Source organism: Methylobacterium longum (genome assembly GCF_022179385.1).
Taxonomy (GTDB): Bacteria; Pseudomonadota; Alphaproteobacteria; order Rhizobiales; family Beijerinckiaceae; genus Methylobacterium; species Methylobacterium longum.
This window is the reverse complement of record NZ_BPQS01000061.1, coordinates 1-14,511: the sequence shown is the minus strand read 5'-3', so window position 1 is coordinate 14,511 and position 14,511 is coordinate 1. Positions and strand designations below refer to the sequence as shown.

At 67.7% G+C, this 14,511-nt stretch carries 14 protein-coding genes and 2 pseudogenes; 8 read left to right on the top strand and 8 right to left on the bottom strand.

What is annotated here, in order from left to right; all coding sequences use genetic code 11:
* Positions 1-167 precede the first annotated feature (167 nt).
* Positions 168-2,258, bottom strand: coding sequence for a methyl-accepting chemotaxis protein (locus tag MFF58_RS27840; RefSeq protein WP_238292918.1), 2,091 nt, complete (start codon positions 2,256-2,258; stop codon positions 168-170).
* 291 nt (positions 2,259-2,549) lie between these two features.
* Here MFF58_RS27840 and MFF58_RS27835 point away from each other — a divergent pair, with 291 nt between their 5' ends.
* Positions 2,550-2,780, top strand: a complete 231-nt coding sequence (locus tag MFF58_RS27835) for a hypothetical protein (RefSeq protein ID WP_238292917.1) — start codon at positions 2,550-2,552, stop codon at positions 2,778-2,780.
* Positions 2,781-2,807: 27 nt separating this feature from the next.
* Here MFF58_RS27835 and MFF58_RS27830 read toward each other — a convergent pair whose 3' ends face one another.
* Positions 2,808-2,984, bottom strand: a complete 177-nt coding sequence (locus MFF58_RS27830) for a hypothetical protein (protein WP_238292915.1) — start codon at positions 2,982-2,984, stop codon at positions 2,808-2,810.
* A 751-nt stretch (positions 2,985-3,735) separates the two neighbouring features.
* Here MFF58_RS27830 and MFF58_RS27825 point away from each other — a divergent pair.
* A complete protein-coding gene (locus MFF58_RS27825; RefSeq protein ID WP_238292913.1) occupies positions 3,736-4,029 on the top strand; it encodes a hypothetical protein in 294 nt (97 codons plus the stop codon).
* A gap of 48 nt (positions 4,030-4,077) precedes the next feature.
* The gene (gene wrbA / locus MFF58_RS27820) at positions 4,078-4,695 is read left to right on the top strand and encodes an NAD(P)H:quinone oxidoreductase (protein ID WP_238292964.1); all 618 of its coding nucleotides are present in this window, start codon (positions 4,078-4,080) and stop codon (positions 4,693-4,695) included.
* Between the two features lie 677 nt (positions 4,696-5,372).
* Here the strand turns inward: wrbA and MFF58_RS27815 are convergent.
* A complete protein-coding gene (locus tag MFF58_RS27815) occupies positions 5,373-7,553 on the bottom strand; it encodes an ATP-binding protein (protein ID WP_238292911.1) in 2,181 nt (726 codons plus the stop codon).
* A 646-nt stretch (positions 7,554-8,199) separates the two neighbouring features.
* On the bottom strand, positions 8,200-8,529 hold the full coding sequence (locus MFF58_RS27810; protein ID WP_238292909.1) for a YciI family protein: 330 nt from the start codon (positions 8,527-8,529) through the stop codon (positions 8,200-8,202).
* A gap of 408 nt (positions 8,530-8,937) precedes the next feature.
* Here MFF58_RS27810 and MFF58_RS27805 point away from each other — a divergent pair.
* The 3 genes and pseudogenes from MFF58_RS27805 to MFF58_RS27790 all read left to right on the top strand — a co-directional run.
* Positions 8,938-9,483: pseudogene (locus tag MFF58_RS27805) on the top strand (recombinase family protein); the annotation flags it as partial.
* Positions 9,484-10,118: 635 nt separating this feature from the next.
* Positions 10,119-10,295, top strand: coding sequence for a hypothetical protein (locus MFF58_RS27795; RefSeq protein WP_238292907.1), 177 nt, complete (start codon positions 10,119-10,121; stop codon positions 10,293-10,295).
* The gene (locus MFF58_RS27790) at positions 10,292-10,552 is read left to right on the top strand and encodes a hypothetical protein (RefSeq protein WP_238292905.1); all 261 of its coding nucleotides are present in this window, start codon (positions 10,292-10,294) and stop codon (positions 10,550-10,552) included. Before MFF58_RS27795 ends, MFF58_RS27790 begins: the two co-directional genes overlap by 4 nt.
* A 306-nt stretch (positions 10,553-10,858) precedes the next feature.
* Here MFF58_RS27790 and MFF58_RS27785 read toward each other — a convergent pair whose 3' ends face one another.
* From MFF58_RS27785 to MFF58_RS27770, 4 genes are all read right to left on the bottom strand, one after another.
* Positions 10,859-11,542: a hypothetical protein gene (locus MFF58_RS27785; RefSeq protein ID WP_238292902.1), complete on the bottom strand. Its 684-nt coding sequence runs from the start codon at positions 11,540-11,542 to the stop codon at positions 10,859-10,861.
* A gap of 117 nt (positions 11,543-11,659) precedes the next feature.
* A complete protein-coding gene (locus MFF58_RS27780) occupies positions 11,660-11,914 on the bottom strand; it encodes a hypothetical protein (RefSeq protein ID WP_238292900.1) in 255 nt (84 codons plus the stop codon).
* Positions 11,915-11,951: 37 nt separating this feature from the next.
* On the bottom strand, positions 11,952-12,413 hold the full coding sequence (locus MFF58_RS27775) for a hypothetical protein (RefSeq protein ID WP_238292898.1): 462 nt from the start codon (positions 12,411-12,413) through the stop codon (positions 11,952-11,954).
* Positions 12,414-12,725: 312 nt separating this feature from the next.
* Complete coding sequence (locus tag MFF58_RS27770; RefSeq protein WP_238292896.1) at positions 12,726-12,962, bottom strand: hypothetical protein; 237 nt, start codon at positions 12,960-12,962, stop codon at positions 12,726-12,728.
* Between the two features lie 338 nt (positions 12,963-13,300).
* Here MFF58_RS27770 and MFF58_RS27765 point away from each other — a divergent pair, with 338 nt between their 5' ends.
* On the top strand, positions 13,301-13,927 hold the full coding sequence (locus tag MFF58_RS27765) for a sigma-70 family RNA polymerase sigma factor (RefSeq protein ID WP_373323401.1): 627 nt from the start codon (positions 13,301-13,303) through the stop codon (positions 13,925-13,927).
* Between the two features lie 382 nt (positions 13,928-14,309).
* Positions 14,310-14,511: pseudogene (locus MFF58_RS27760) on the top strand (hypothetical protein); the annotation flags it as partial.

Here is a 14,511-nt window from a genome sequence, read left to right as displayed (position 1 = left end):
AGGGTGCTGCTCTGCGCCGCCGGGACTGGAGAAGGCGGAGCGGCGTCCCCTCAACGCCCGATCGGCTCGACGGGGTGCTCTTGAAGCCGAAACGCCCGCCCCCACCCGGTGAGAGGGGACGGGCGTGCGATGATGCCGGATCGCCAAAGGGGCGAGCCGCCCGCCGCTCAGGCTGCCCGAACGGTGGCGAGGAAGCGACCGACCTCAGCGGCGAGGTGCTCGGACTGACGCGACAGCTCCGACGCTGCGCCGAGCACTTGGCTCGCTGCTGCCCCGGTCTCCTCTGCAGCGCCCGCCACGCCCGCGATGGTGCTCGTCACTTCACCGGTGCCTGCCGCCGCTTGGCTCACGTTGCGCACGATCTCCTGAGTTGCCGCACCCTGCTCCTCGACGGCCGCGGCGATCGAGGTCGTGACGCCGCTGATCTCCTGGATGCGGCCCGCGATCGAGCTGATCGCCGAAACGGCCTGATCGGTTGAGGACTGGATCCGAGCGATCTGGCCCGAGATCTCCTGCGTAGCCTTGGCGGTCTGCTCGGCGAGCGCCTTCACCTCGGAGGCGACGACTGCAAAGCCCTTGCCCGCCGCACCGGCACGGGCGGCCTCGATGGTGGCGTTGAGCGCCAAGAGATTGGTCTGGCCTGCAATCGAGGAGATCAGCCCGACTACGTCGCCGACCCGGGCCGCCGCGGTGCTCAGTTCCTGCACCAGGACCGCCGTCTGATCGGCTTCGCTCACGGCGCGCTGCGCGAGGCTGGCCGAACCGTCCACCTGGCGTCCGATCTCCTGAACGGAGGAGCCCAGTTCCTCAGCAGCGGCGGCCACGGTGTTCACGTTGCTGGCAGCCTCCTCGGCGGCCGCGGCGACGGTGGTCGACTGGCTCGCCGTCTGTCTGGCGGTGGCGGTCATGGTCTGGGCTGTGGCCTGCAGCTCGGTCGCCGAGGATGACACCATGCCGATGATGCCGCCGACAGCTTGCTCGAAGCCGTCGGCCATCTGGCGCATGCCCGCTCTCCGCTGCTCCTCGGCCGACAGCCGGGCGTGGGCCGTTTCCGCCTCCAGCTGGCGCGTCCGGATCACGTTGTCCTTGAACACCTGTACCGCAGCAGCCATCGCCCCGATCTCATCGCGCCGACCGGCGCCAGGAACGCCGACCGTGGTGTCGCCGGCGGCGAGGGCAACCATCGCTCCTTCCAGCCGGACGATAGCCCGGGAGACCCACCGCTGCAGGATAACGAAGCTGACCACCGCGACGGCGAGGATGCCGATCGCCATCCCGGTCAGCAGCAGAACCCACGTCCGCGCCTGATCGGCGGATCTCGTGGCCTGGACCGTCAAAACCTCCATCGCTGTCGTCGCGACGGCGAAGACGTTGGATTGCGCATCGCCAGCGAGCTTCAGCCACGTCTCCATGCCGAAGGCGAGGGGCTGGCCGGTGGCCGCGGAGGTGTCGATCGCCTTGCGGAGGCTTGCAAAGGCATCGCCGGAGAAACTGTTCTGTGCCGCCGCCAGCGCCGAGCGGAGGGCCGCGGGGACATGCTCATCGATCAGATCGGCCATGACGCTGAGACCGGAGGAGACTTGATGCGCATATTCGCGCAGCGCCGTCGCCTCTTCCGGCTGAACCGCCCTGTTCTGTGCCAGGATCGTGCGCACCTGGAAGCGGAGCAATCCAGCATGGAGCCGCGCCTGCCACGCAGTCGCACTGATCTGGATGACGGGGAATGTCGTGGCGTCGAGCGCCTCGATGCGGTGACCTAAGAGCTTGGTTGCATGCTGCAAGGCGTTCAGCATCGGCTCAAGGCGCTCGTCCAGCCGCGCCCGCACGGTCTTGTCGCGAGCGCCAAGCTCCTGGCCGAAGCCGTGATCGACTTCGCGGCGGATGGCCTGCCAGCTCTCGTAGGTGGTGGTGAGTTCGCGGTGGACCTGGGCCGCTCCGTCAAGCGACAAGCCGGCCAACCCATTCAGGCTGGCCTCCAACGCCTTCGTCGCCTCAGAACGATACTCAAGGGCGGCCTTGCGCTCTTTCTCGTTCCGATCGCTCCCGATCAGCAGAGCGGCCGATGAGGACCCCCATTCGAGGCGTGTGGACGCGAAGCTCTGAAAGATAATCCGGTCGAGCTGCGCCAACGTGGCGACTTCGCCTGCGCTCTGCTCGACTGTGAGAGCCTGTCTGATGCTTCCGCCTGCGAGGCACAGGGCTATAATACACATCAGGCCGAACAAGCCCGATAGAAGCGCGCGTACCGAGATCTTCATCGCAGGTTCCACGTTCATACGCTGCATAGCAGTCGGTGGCAGCTTTTAGATCGTAGCCGGCAAACCGGTTGACGAAGATTTAACCTTGCTCATTAGACGAGCGCGGCTGTCCAATTCTTAGCCGATCGCTCGAACAGGGCCGGCGAAGCTCACACCGCCAGCCGAACGATACGCCGATGGCTTGCCGCCGGACTGTCGGACGAATTCGAGGGGGTGTGTGCCCCGGGCTCTAGAAGCTTGGCCATAATAATGGATACGGTCGCCTGGAAACCGATGTGACGTGACTACACGATGGGCGACGACAACGCGGGCTTGCTCCTCGCTCTAGCAACGGAGAATGCCGAATTGCGGCAACAGCTTGCGTCCGCCCAGGACCTGCTCGTCGAGACCGCTATCGACGCGGGCCAGCTTCATGCCCGCATCGAGGCCCTGCAGGCGGAACTCGCTGAAGTTCGCGCCCGGTTCGATGCGTGGCGGACGGAGGCGTCGCGTATGCGGGACGGGGTCCAACGTACCGCCTGACGCAGGCCTCTCTGCGAGAGCCGAGATCTAGGGCCGCGGCGGCTCGGGCATCTTGTACCGCTGCGACCAGATGAGACCCCGCACCGTGCTGGTCAGCGTCGCTACGCCCGGCTGCTGCCCCAGGAACTGACCCGTTAACGCCGTCGCGCGGGCGATCGCGAGCTCCAGGGTCGGAGCGTCGAAGGAGGCGGTGTCGACGTCCATCCCACCTTGGGGACGCCGTCGGGCAATCCGAAGCTGGTATTCCGGGGTGGGGAGCATGCAGCCTCAGGCGCAACCCACTTCCGGTCGCAGCTTCGGCCTCGGAAACGCGATGGTCCGACCGGTGAACGGATCGAATTCGAGCAAAGCGGTACGCCTACGCAGGGACAGCTGACAAACCACCGCCAAATCCCGACGTGATCGCAGCCCTTCCTACAAGTGCGCGCAGAGCGTTAAGAAGTGGCACACCTAACCCGTCGCCGGTGCGGGACAGTTTGGACGCGTCGAGAAGGTGGAAGGTCATCCCGGGACCGCTCGTACGGATCGGTCCCGAGAGGCAGGCCATTCCGATAAGGACACCTGTTCCCGCGGCCGCGCTCACCCCAACGGCTTCGGGCGCCGCGATGGCTAAAACGCGGCCGGTGGTGGCAGCGCCGAGGGCGCCGTCGACAACCCAGCCTCCGTGCAGAGCAATTCCGGGAGGTCAATGGAGCGCGGGGGCAGCTCAGTGGGCCGGATACGGCCCCCGGTACCAGCAGCGGTCCGGACGTCGGCCTGCGTGGCGCAGCCGCGGGCAGCGGCGCTGCCCTGAGCGGCCGGCCGACCCCTCACGCCCCGCGATTGCGGTACCGGGGGGTCCCGCTGCAGGGCACCGCACCCGGGCCCAGGGCCATAGCGCCACAGGGCTGGACCTCTCCTACCAGCGGCCCGTTGCTCCTGCGCGCTCGCATCCTCGAGCGAGCGAGGTACATCGGTGGCAGAACAACTCTCCGGACAAGACGGTCGGCAAGGCAAGCGCGGCAGACCGGTGCTCTACGTCCTGATCGTCAGCGTGGGTTTGATGCTGGCCGCGCTGGCCGGGCTCATGATGTGGCAGGGCGGAAGCTCACCGCCCGACTACGCGAGCCAGAGCCAGGACGCCTCGCGCAGGCAGATCACGGGAACCGGGGACGGTACAGGCAGCGCGACGTCGACGTCCAACAGCACCGCTGTTCCAGGCGGCAATCCATCCTACCCCCAGCCGGCGGCCCGTAGCGCCAATCCGTAGGAGGAGGCCGTGACCCACCACACATCCGATCCGACCCGCTTGCTGGTCGTGTACTACTCACGCAGCGGCGCGGTCGAAGCGCTTGCGACGGCTGCGGCTAAGGCCGCGCGAGACGCCGGCGCGGAAGTGCGCGTGCGTCGACCACGAGAGGTGGCCGATGCGGCCGCGATGGCGAAGGTCGAAGGCTGGACCGAGAGCGCGGCTCGGCAAAACGCCCTGTACGAGGCTCCGACGCACGAGGATGCCGAATGGGCGGACGCGATCCTGTTCGGCACGCCGAGCTACTTCGGAGCCATGGCAACCGAGCTGAAGAACTTTCTCGACCTGCTCGGCCCTCAGTGGAAACGCGGCTCCTTGGCCGGCAAGGTCGGGGGCGCCTTCGCGGCGGCCTCCTGGCCGCATGGCGGCTCCGAGGTCGTCACGCTGTCGCTGTACGCGCCGATGGCGCATCTCGGCATGGTGATCCTGCCGACCGGCTACACCGATGAGGCGATGCTGGAGGCGGGCTCCCCCTACGGCGCGTCCGCGATCGTCGGTAAAGAGAACCAGCCCCCGCGGTCGGAAGACCTCGACGCCGCGCGCCATCAAGGGCGGCGCATGGTGACGATCGCAGGTGCGCTGATCGCGGCCGGCGAGATGCCGTGTCGCCGGCGGGATGCCGACTAAGCCAAGCCGTCCTCGGACGCGCTGTCGGGATCGTCGAGCTTGCGCTTAGCGTCCTCGAGGAGGTCCTCGCCCTCCGGTTCGCCACCGGTCGTGGGATCCGGGGTGTTAAGACCCCGGATCGGTACGGTGGGGGCTGGACGCGCGCGCACACCGGCCTGTCAGGCCCCGACAGGATGCGGGCAGCCTGTCTATCGGCCCCGCAGGACGAAGATCCAGCTCAGGAACAGGACGAGGATCGACACTCCCAACAGCCAAAGTCAACCACCCGTCAGCACGGCGTTGTCGCCTTGGGCCGGCGTTGATGGCGTTCACTGCGCCAGAGCGCGACAGCTACGCGCCGGGCCTCGTAGCTACGCCGCAACGGCGTGCCGAGGCCGCCCTGCCCTTCGGGCGCGTACCCATAGGTCAGGACCCCATCCGGTCCATAGATCCGGTGCATCTCCTCGCGCCAGAGCCGATCCGCGGACGCGAGAGCGGCTTCCGTGAGGGCCAAGCGGGTTGGGTCGGACAGGGACATGGGAACTCCGCGCGCATATCGCTCAACGCGGCGACCGAGATAGAGGTCCACGGAGTTCCGGGTCCCCCGCGACGCGCGACCCCGCACCGGCGCGCGGCAACGATCTTGACCGGGCGGGCCGGAGGTTTGGGCGGGGTCGCCGAGGCGGCGCTTGCACGCGTCAGCCGGGCACAGCCCTCCGCCGGTTCCGACCGATGACCTTGCGCAGGATCCGGGAGACTTGGTCGGCCGAGTAGGGCTTGTGGAGCAGCTCGAAGCCGTTGGCGCTCTCCTGCGCCAGGACGTGGCTGTAGCCGGAGGCCAGGACCACAGGCAGGTCCGGCAGTCGCCGCTTCAGCACCTTGGCCAGCTCGATCCCGCCCATGCCCGGCATGACCACATCGGAGAACACGACGTCGAAGCCGGCCCCGTCCCAGCCGATCCGGTCGAGCGCCTCCTCGGCGTTCGTCGCCCAGACCGTCTCGTACCCCAGATCCTCCAGGATCTGCGTGGCGAAGCGTCCGACCTCGACGTTGTCCTCGACAACCAGCACCCGCTGACCCGCGCCGCCCGGATCGGTCTCCGCGACCTCCCCCCCCAACGCGGCGACGGGCCCTTGGGGCTGGACCTCCGGAAGGTAGAGCGTGAAGGTGGTTCCCCGGCCCAGTACGCTCTCGACCTTCACGTCCCCGCCCGATTGCTTCGCGAAGCCGAAGACCTGGGAGAGGCCAAGGCCCGTACCCTTCCCGACCTCCTTGGTCGTGAAGAACGGCTCGAACACACGGTGGATCAGGTCGGGCGGGATGCCGCATCCGGTGTCGCCGAGCGAAACGGCCGCGAAGGGACCCGGCGCACCGGCATGGCCCCGTATCGGCGGCAACGGCGCGCCGCATTCGAGCCGCAGCGTGAGGGTGCCCCCCGCCTCCATCGCGTCGCGGGCATTCACCGCCATGTTCACCAGCGCCGTCTCGAACTGGCTGAGGTCCGCCTTGATGTAGCAAGGCTTTGCCGGGAGCTGGGTGAGGACCTCGATGCGGGCGCCCGTTATCGTGTCGAGCAGCTCGGCCACGGCATGCAACCGCGCTCCGACGTCGAGTGTCTCGGGTCGCAGCGTCTGCCGCCGCGCGAAGGCGAGGAGCTGACTGGTCAGCTTGGCGGCACGGTCCACCGTCTCCGACACGGCATTGAGGTAGCGGCTCTTGCGCGCCTCCGGCAGTTCCGGACGGCGCAGGAAATCGACCGACGAGCGGATGATGGTGAGCAGGTTGTTGAAGTCGTGCGCGACGCCGCCGGTGAGTTGGCCGACCGCCTCCAGCTTCTGCGATTGCCGCAGCACCGCCTCCGTCTCGATGAGCTTGGAGGTGCGCTCCTCGACGCGCTGCTCAAGGGTCGCGTTCAAGGCTTCGAGCTTCGTAACGGCCCGGACGCGCTCGATATGCGCCCAGGAACGCTCCGTCACCTCGGTGATCAGCGCGAGCGCGTCGTCCGACCAGACCCGGGGAACACGGTCATGGATGGCCATCAGCGCGGTCAGGCGACCATCCTTGACGAGCGGCATGCAGATCGTGGCCGCGATGCCGATGGCCTGGAAGGTGGCGGCCTCCGCGGGCGCCAGCTCCGCGAGGTTGTCGTTGATGACCAAGGGGCGGCCGGCGCCGAGGTCCCGGACGGCGCGCTCGCCGAACGTCGCGAGGCTGTAATGGCCGACGATGCTCGGGGAGCCTTCGGCCGCCCAATCGCCCCGGATGGTGAAGCCGTCCTCGTCCGGGTCCATGTCCGCGTAGGCGCAGTTGGAGAGACTGAGATGCTCGGCGACCATGCGGGTGGTCGTGGCGAGGATCTCGTCCGCATCGGTGCTCTTCGCGGTCTCCCTGCCGAGTCGATCAAGGAACTGGAGGCGGGCCTCGTTGGCGCGCAGGGCCGTCTCGGCTTGGATGCGCCCGGTCGTCTCGGTGCAGGCGCAGAACATGCCGGCGACCCTGTCCTGCTCATCGCGGACGGGAGAGTAGGAAAAGGTGAACCAGGTCTGCTCGTCGTAGCCGCGCCGGTTCATGGTCAGAGGCAGGTCGTCGGACCATGTCGGCTCGCCGGCGAGCGCCCGGTCGATGAGCGGCGAGATGTCGGGCCAGATCTCCGCCCAGATGTCGTGGAAGCGACCGCCCAGCGCCGCCGGGTGCTTGTCGCCGAGGATCTCGGCGTAGGCGTCGTTGTAGAGGAAGCCGAGTTCGGGGCCGAAGGCCACGAACATCGGGAAGCGCGAGCCGAGCAGCAAGCTCACGGTCGAGCGCAGGCAGGCAGGCCATGCCTCGGGGGCCCCGAGCGGCGAGCCGGACCAGTCGTGGGCCCGCATCGCGGCACCCATCCGTCCTCCTCCGGCGAGGAACGACGGTGCCGGGATCACAACAGCCTCAGGGATGGGATGAGCGGAACGAACAACTGAAGTACCGATCCCGCTGCTGTGGCCAGGCAGTCCCGGACCGCGGATGAGTCCGGACTTGAGACGAGTCCAAACGTGCGACGACATCCCGTGGGCCGGTTGCCGTCGCAAGTCGAGCGAGGCTTCGCAGTATCAATGAAGGAATCGATGGTTCGCAAAACATCATAGATCAACATTTATGGAACTCACGCGGCCCGATGGCCTCGTCGATGTACGTCGCAGCGGGGAAGGGGCGCGCTGCAACCTGCCGCTCGTCCGGCCTGAAGACATCGGTGGAAGGCGTGTTCCGCCGTCAGCCTGCTGGGCGCCGACCGGGTCTTCGTGCGACCGCCGCGACACTCGGATCGTGTCGCCGGGGACTCGCCTCGACGCAGACGCCGCGGCGAACGAACCAGTATCAGATCTCGGGGACATCCCGGAGCGGAAGCGGTGGCTGCTCGCCCCCCGGCAAAGCCGCCGTTTCGCGGTGGCCTGACGTACCCCGTTCACACGCGGGATAAACGGTTTCGAGGTGCCGACCATCCTCGGAACGCCGGTCGGCAGATCCGCGAACTCCAGCCTCACAGCCTGTTTATGACCCGGCCACGGGCCAGACCTCCACGACACCGTGTGCCACGGCACAGGGAGACCGAGATACCAACTTGATGGCTTCAGCGATATTCTCGGCTTCTATGATGGCAAACCCGGCAATCGGGAGCGGCGATGACATGAAAGCCGTATTTTCTACCTGAACACCTTTGGCGTCGGGATTGCGAACCTGAACCGGCGAACCCGCTCTGCCGACGAGTGCTCCAGATTCGACGAGGCGCTTATCGTGTGCATGCGCGGCATCGCGTACTTCCGGAGTGATCCGTTCATACCCTGCTTCGTTACCGTATCCGATGGTTACGAACTTGGGCATGCGCGGTCCTCTCAGAATCGGCTGATGCTTAGTGGATTGCGACGCTTCCTGAACGCGATTTCCTCGTTCGGTCAGGCGCGACATCGGGTAGGTTGCCAGCCCAATCCAGATTTCGGCGACCCGGCGTTGAGCCGCCGTCCGCTTTCGACGCGACGGACATCCGCCTGCGACGCTGACGCGAACCAGCGTCTGCCACGAGGCTGGATCGAAGGCGGAACGTCCGCTTCGGGCCGGAAGTCCAACGTCCGAAGGCCAGCCATTGCGGACCTTTGTCCTCTAGCTGAAGCATGTCGGAGACGGGATCGTCTTTCCGACGACGCTCGGGAGCCGGTCCCGAGCCACTCGAAACGGGTCCGTCTTGTCGGATAATCGTCCAGGGCCGGGTGCGAATGCGTCTTCGAGGCGAGGACGTCCGGCAAGGCCGGGATCAAGCGACAAGAGTTCGAGGCGGCCCTGGCCCGTCGACGCCCCGCGGACGTGCCCGTCGTGTGGAAGCTCGGCCGGCTCGGCCGCTCGCGTGCCGAGATGATGCGCACCGGCGACGGGTTGCGGGCGGCCGACATGCACATCCGCTCACGCACCGATCTGTTCGACAGCGCCACGGCATACGGCCGCTCCGCCCGACCGATGCAGGGCGCCCTGGCCGAGTGCTTCCTCGACCTCAACCGTGAGCGCACGACAGGGGCTGACGGCGGGGGCCGCCCGGGGCCGCAAGGACGGGCGGCCGAAGACGCCGAGTGGGGACGACCTCCGGTCGGCCGTGCCTCGCTCGCCGCCGGCCCGATCCGCGTGGCCGACATCGCCAGGCGGCTCGGGGGCAACCGGGACACGTTCTACCGCTACTTCCCGCGACCGGGCCCATCGCATCACGGGCGGATGCCGACGCGATCAGGCCGGCGAATGGCCCGCGGCGATCGCCTCTTTGTTGATGGACGGGGATCTGCGCAGCGCTGACGCCACGCTGTGGTCCGGCGGGCGTTGCCGTGTCCTTCCCGTTCGGGTGCCGCCGGCGCGTCCTCCCGGCTGTCGTGGAGGAGGTTCGATCCGAAGCCAACAGCGCCCGCTCAGCGAAGGACGATCCTGCGGCGTCAAAAGGGAAACGTTTCTGCTCACGCGTGCGTTATCGCCGTTCATCGACACAGAGGCTCCAATGCGCCATCGCACGCTCGTCACAGCCCTTCCGTTCATGCTGCTCTTCTCCGGGGCCGCCGTCGCACAGGCTCCAGCCGCAGCTCCGTCCGCGACGGCTCCCGGTGCATCGGGGGTCGCGGCACCACAGCCGGGCTCGACCGGTGCCGCGGGCACCGTCACGGGCACCCCCACGGGTCGACCTGCCGACACCATCACGAACAACTCAGCGGCGGGTGGCAACGCCGACCAGCCCTCTCGCGCCGTGCCCCAGGGCGGCGGAGGCGGCGGCAACAAGTGAGCAGATCACCGGGCTGACGGAGGCCGCGGCCATCACCGCGGGTGATGGCCGCCTTCCAGCGCGGATGACCGACCGCGCGGGATCTGCGTCCCTGGGAGATGCCGCCGGGCGGGTCATTTGATCCGCGCGACGGCTCAGCATCACGGAGAGCGGCCTAGCCATGACTGAGACGGACAAGCCTTCGGGCGTGAGCGTGGTGCCTCCGACAACACCGGTCCGGACCGTCACCGTGCCGGACCCGACGGCCGGCCGCACGTCTGCGGGCCGGGACGTGGTCAAGGACGCCGAGAGCGAGCCCGACGACCCGGACAAGGCGGCCAAGGATGGCTTGGCGTGATCCCCATGCGCCGCTCCTTCGCGCTCCTGGCCGCTCTAGCCACCCTCGCCTGCCTTCCTGCTGCGGTTGGTGCCCAGACCCCGTCGGGGCCGCCGCGAAAGCCTGCGGAAGGCACCACGCCCGCGGGCGAGGAGGCCGCATCCGCGGTCGACCCGGCAGTGCTCGATCGCTGCCGGCAGCGCGCGGACAGCCAGAAGCTCAAGGAAGGGCCGGAGCGGAAGGCTTTCATGGGGACCTGCGTCACGCCCGAGGATTGAAGGGCGGCTTCGCTCGGCCTCTCCTGCCGCGCGTAGGAACCCACGCCCGGCGTGCTCTCTGAAGACGTTCGCCCGCCGGATCGAGCGAGGCACCGGCTGTATCCCAGGCGCTGCACCGACCGGAGCATCGGGCCCTGCTGCATCTGATCGGTCCGCTCGTGGATGTGCCGCGGTACGCGGATCGACCCTGAGCATCGGCGCCCCGCGCTTCTCGCCGGGATCAGACAGAGAGGGCGGGCCCTCCCGGAACTACCGCAGGTCGCCCGGCTGCGGGCAACGCTGCGGCGACGCGCGCACGCGGAGCCATCAGTTGCTGAGCCACCCTTCGAGATTGTGCGGCCCACCGCGGCGCACAGGCTTGGCATGCTTCGTCGTTTCAGCAGCCTGGGACGATCTCACCTCAGCATTGAACTGCCCTCTCGGTCGCTCCGGCGGCAGCGGCGGATGTAAGATCGGGCCCACACCTTCCCTCTCGTCCTTCATGCGAGAAGCGTCCTCGTTCATCGCCGACGAAGTGGACGGCAGCGGGCTCGTGCGCACCGGCCCGGTCGGTAGAGCGGCCTCGGTGGGCTGGTCAGATCCATGCGGCCGGGGTCCCTGGGCCGGCGCCCTCACGTCTGCGGGTTGGCCCAGAGCCCGTTGAGGGCGTGCGGGTTCCACGGCCGCCGAACCATGCGACGGTCCGGAAGAGCCTTGCTGGCCACAGTTGCTGACCACCGCCTCGTAGGATTTCCCCTCGATAGTGGCCGAGATGATGCAGCGGGCGGGGTGGTAAACCAGTTTGTACTGGAAAATGCCCCTGTCGTCCGACTCCGTGCGGAACTGCTGATCGAGCACCACGGGCATGTTCGGGCGCTCAGTTATCCCGACGACGTAGAGCCGACCCGTGGCGAGGGCTGCCAACGTGATGTCGGAGGCTGCGGAGGCGGGGCCGTAGGCGGACAGCGTGGCTGCGTGTGCTGCCCCTACAATCGCGAGAAGGCGAAGCAATGGACCATCCCTGAAGCGTCGAACTCAGCACAGGACTTAGACGGCCGGAGCTTGCCGACAGTTCCGACGGCGCAGCCGAACATTTAACGCCAAGCTGTCCGTCCCGGATGCTCGGCGCTACTCCCGGGAAGCCTTCGGTTCCGGCTTGGCGGCTCGCGTCAGGCTCTGGATCGCTCGCGGCGGACGGCCCGCCTTCCGGGCGATCTCCGCCTCTTGCTGCTCGATAAGCGGACGGGCCGACTCGTCGCCGTCCAGACCGCCCAGGATCTCCATCGGCACGCGCCGGTTCGAGGCACGGCTGCCCTCCTCGAAGACGACGTCGAACAGGACGAAGCCTCGGTCCTGGGGCAATTGCCTCACGCGCTTGGCCATGCAGATCTGATACCGCCGCCAGCGTGGCCCTGCGCGATCAGCAGCCGCCACAGATCGGCTTGGCGTCCTTCTGACCCTCCTTCACCAACCGGTCCATCGTCGCCTCACGGTCGTAGGATTGCGGATCGGCATCCCGCCGGGCCCGAACCTTGGCAGGCTTCGAGACGCTGGCGGTGCTGATGGGATCTGTCGCTCCGTTGGCGCTCGCGGTGTGCGATGCGAATGAGGGCGGCTGGGCAAGCTCGGAGGGATGCAAAGCCTCCCAGGCGCTGCGCTGCCGTTGGAAGGTGGTCAGTTCGTCCGACGGGTTCACGCCTGTGCCTGTTGCGCCCAAGCCAGCCGTCAGGACTTGCCCTGGCACTACGACAGGGGGCAGCGGTGAGTCCGAAACGGCCGGCGGCTGCAGGGCGCTGTAGGCGCGTGGGGCGTCTGTGAGCGACAGGCACCCGCCTAGCATCAGCCCAAGCCCGCCCAGCACCGCGATCCGTACAATGACCATGTCGCCTCCGTAGTGGCCCTTCCGATACCGCGGACAACGGTCGAACAGGGTCAGTGGATCGGTTCCGAGGTCAAACTACGCACGCATTCGGGCGACGCAACCCTGCGGCGATCGCGCCACCGCGTCCAGCTTCTTCCCGGCACGACAGCCCGTGCCCGGCACGACTGCGCCTTCCCGGCAAGCAAGAGGCTGCTGAAAATCCCGGGGGCCGCGGCCCCCGCTTCCGCCCGAGCGCCTCCCGCGGGGTCCTGAGCGATCTGTGGCGATCGAGCGCCGCCGTCGGCTGATCCGCTTCGGTGCCGACCTCAGCCGTTATTCGGCGCACATATGATCCGTGCCGGGTAAGTCGCCTTCCCAGAACACGAGCGCACCCCCGCAAGCTTCCATCAGCACGCGCAGGGTCTCGATGCAGATATCCACCTCCGCAAGCGTCAGCAGCCCGCCACGCCGGTGAATCGAACCAGAGGCCGATACTGCCACCACTGCGAACCGACCGTCGGGGCAGTCAACGATGCTATAGGCCACGGGTCTTGCCATCACCTCGCTCACACTGGCCGCCAGACGCCACCCGCAACGCGCGGCCCATCGCAAGCGATCCCGCTTATGGCGAAGGTTAGCTGTTCACTGTACAGACAGGTTGCCGGGCACACTAAGCCCTGAGACCGTTGATGCGAGGAGGTGCTCGCGTCAGCTACGCAGTGCGACACAGCGCCGACCGCCTGCCTCGATGCAGCCGCAAGCTTGTCCGCGCCATTGTCACTCAGGACGGCAGAGCGAACCGCTCTGCGAAAGGCTACGCGTTGAAGGACCTGTATGCCGCGGAGGAGCTTCGTTCGGATCACCCGGACCGCCTGGAGAGACCACGATCAGCCGCTCTGCCTCAAGCGGTGCGCGACCATCTCGGCCGTCAATTACAGGCGGCCTACGCGGGGCTGATCACGACCCCGCCGCCCCAGCGCCTGCTCGACCTGATCGCACAGCTCGACGGCATCCTGGCTGGCGAAGACAGCCTCAGCGCGGCCGGCTTTCGTCAGAGCCTGATCGAGATGCTGCCCGGATTGCGGGCGTTCGCGATTTCGCTGACCGCAAACGAGACACGCGCCGACGACCTCGTGCAGGAGACCCTGCTGAAAGCCTGGGCCAAGCAGGAGCAGTTCGTGCCAGGCACCAACCTGAAGGCGTGGCTGTGCACCATACTGCGCAACCAGCTCTACACGGAGATCCGCAAGCGCAAGCGTGAGGTGGAGGATGCGGACGGGGCGATGGCGGCCCAGATGACCGCTCCGGCAGCCCAGGAGCACGGATCCGACCTGCGGACGGTCTGGCAGCATATCGGCCGGCTGCCCGCGCTCCAGCGGGAGGCGTTGCTGCTCGTGGGCGCGCAGGGTCTGACGTATGAGGCGGCGGCCGAGGTGATGGGCTGCGAGGTCGGCACGGTGAAGAGCCGGGTCAGCCGCGCGCGCGCGCTGTTGGCGGACAGGCTCGGAATGGTCAGCGAACGGGCCTTGGCCTAGCTCCGGTCATCACGCCGCCGGCCGAGTTGTTCGGAGCCGGCCACCATGAGCGACGTCAATCACATCTCGGGCTGCCAAGACATGCGGCTCAGGTTGCGCTCGACCGAAGGCCGACCGATGCCCCGTGGACGCGATGGTGAGATGTCGGTGACGACTGCGCCGCCAGCGGTGCCCGACCGGATGACCGGCCCGACATAGCTCGGGCCGCTGCAAGGAGCCGATCTCCCGGGAGGATCAAGCGGCTCGGCGGCGTGTCGCCTCAGCCGTGATCCTGAATTCGGCCTGGATCGGTTTTGGTTGATGAACCGTTTCTGCCGGGCATGCCCTTTGCACCGCGTTGCATCGTTGCCGGTATGTGCATCGCAAGCGGAGAAGCAGCCTGATGCGGGATACTGGCGGGAACGCTGTGCCTTCGGCCGTCGCCGGAGTCACTGAAACAAAGCTCGGACTGGCGTCGTGTTCAACCCCGGCCCGGGCGGCCAAGCGGAGCCTGGACGTCGGCGTGGCGGTGACGGCGCTGTTCGTGCTTCTGCCGCTGCTGCTGCTGATCGCGGTTCTGGTCTGGGCCGGCGACCGGCAGGCGC

What these genes read in the sequence shown, in the direction of transcription:
- MFF58_RS27815 (WP_238292911.1), bottom strand. Translation starts at nt 7,553, where the DNA reads ATGGGTGCCGCGATGCGGGCCCACGACTGGTCCGGCTCGCCGCTCGGG.
- MFF58_RS27795 (WP_238292907.1), top strand. Translation starts at nt 10,119, where the DNA reads ATGACTGAGACGGACAAGCCTTCGGGCGTGAGCGTGGTGCCTCCGACA.
- MFF58_RS27810 (WP_238292909.1), bottom strand. Translation starts at nt 8,529, where the DNA reads ATGCCCAAGTTCGTAACCATCGGATACGGTAACGAAGCAGGGTATGAA.
- MFF58_RS27830 (WP_238292915.1), bottom strand. Translation starts at nt 2,984, where the DNA reads ATGGACGTCGACACCGCCTCCTTCGACGCTCCGACCCTGGAGCTCGCG.
- MFF58_RS27775 (WP_238292898.1), bottom strand. Translation starts at nt 12,413, where the DNA reads ATGGTCATTGTACGGATCGCGGTGCTGGGCGGGCTTGGGCTGATGCTA.
- MFF58_RS27780 (WP_238292900.1), bottom strand. Translation starts at nt 11,914, where the DNA reads ATGGCCAAGCGCGTGAGGCAATTGCCCCAGGACCGAGGCTTCGTCCTG.
- MFF58_RS27840 (WP_238292918.1), bottom strand. Translation starts at nt 2,258, where the DNA reads ATGAAGATCTCGGTACGCGCGCTTCTATCGGGCTTGTTCGGCCTGATG.
- MFF58_RS27835 (WP_238292917.1), top strand. Translation starts at nt 2,550, where the DNA reads ATGGGCGACGACAACGCGGGCTTGCTCCTCGCTCTAGCAACGGAGAAT.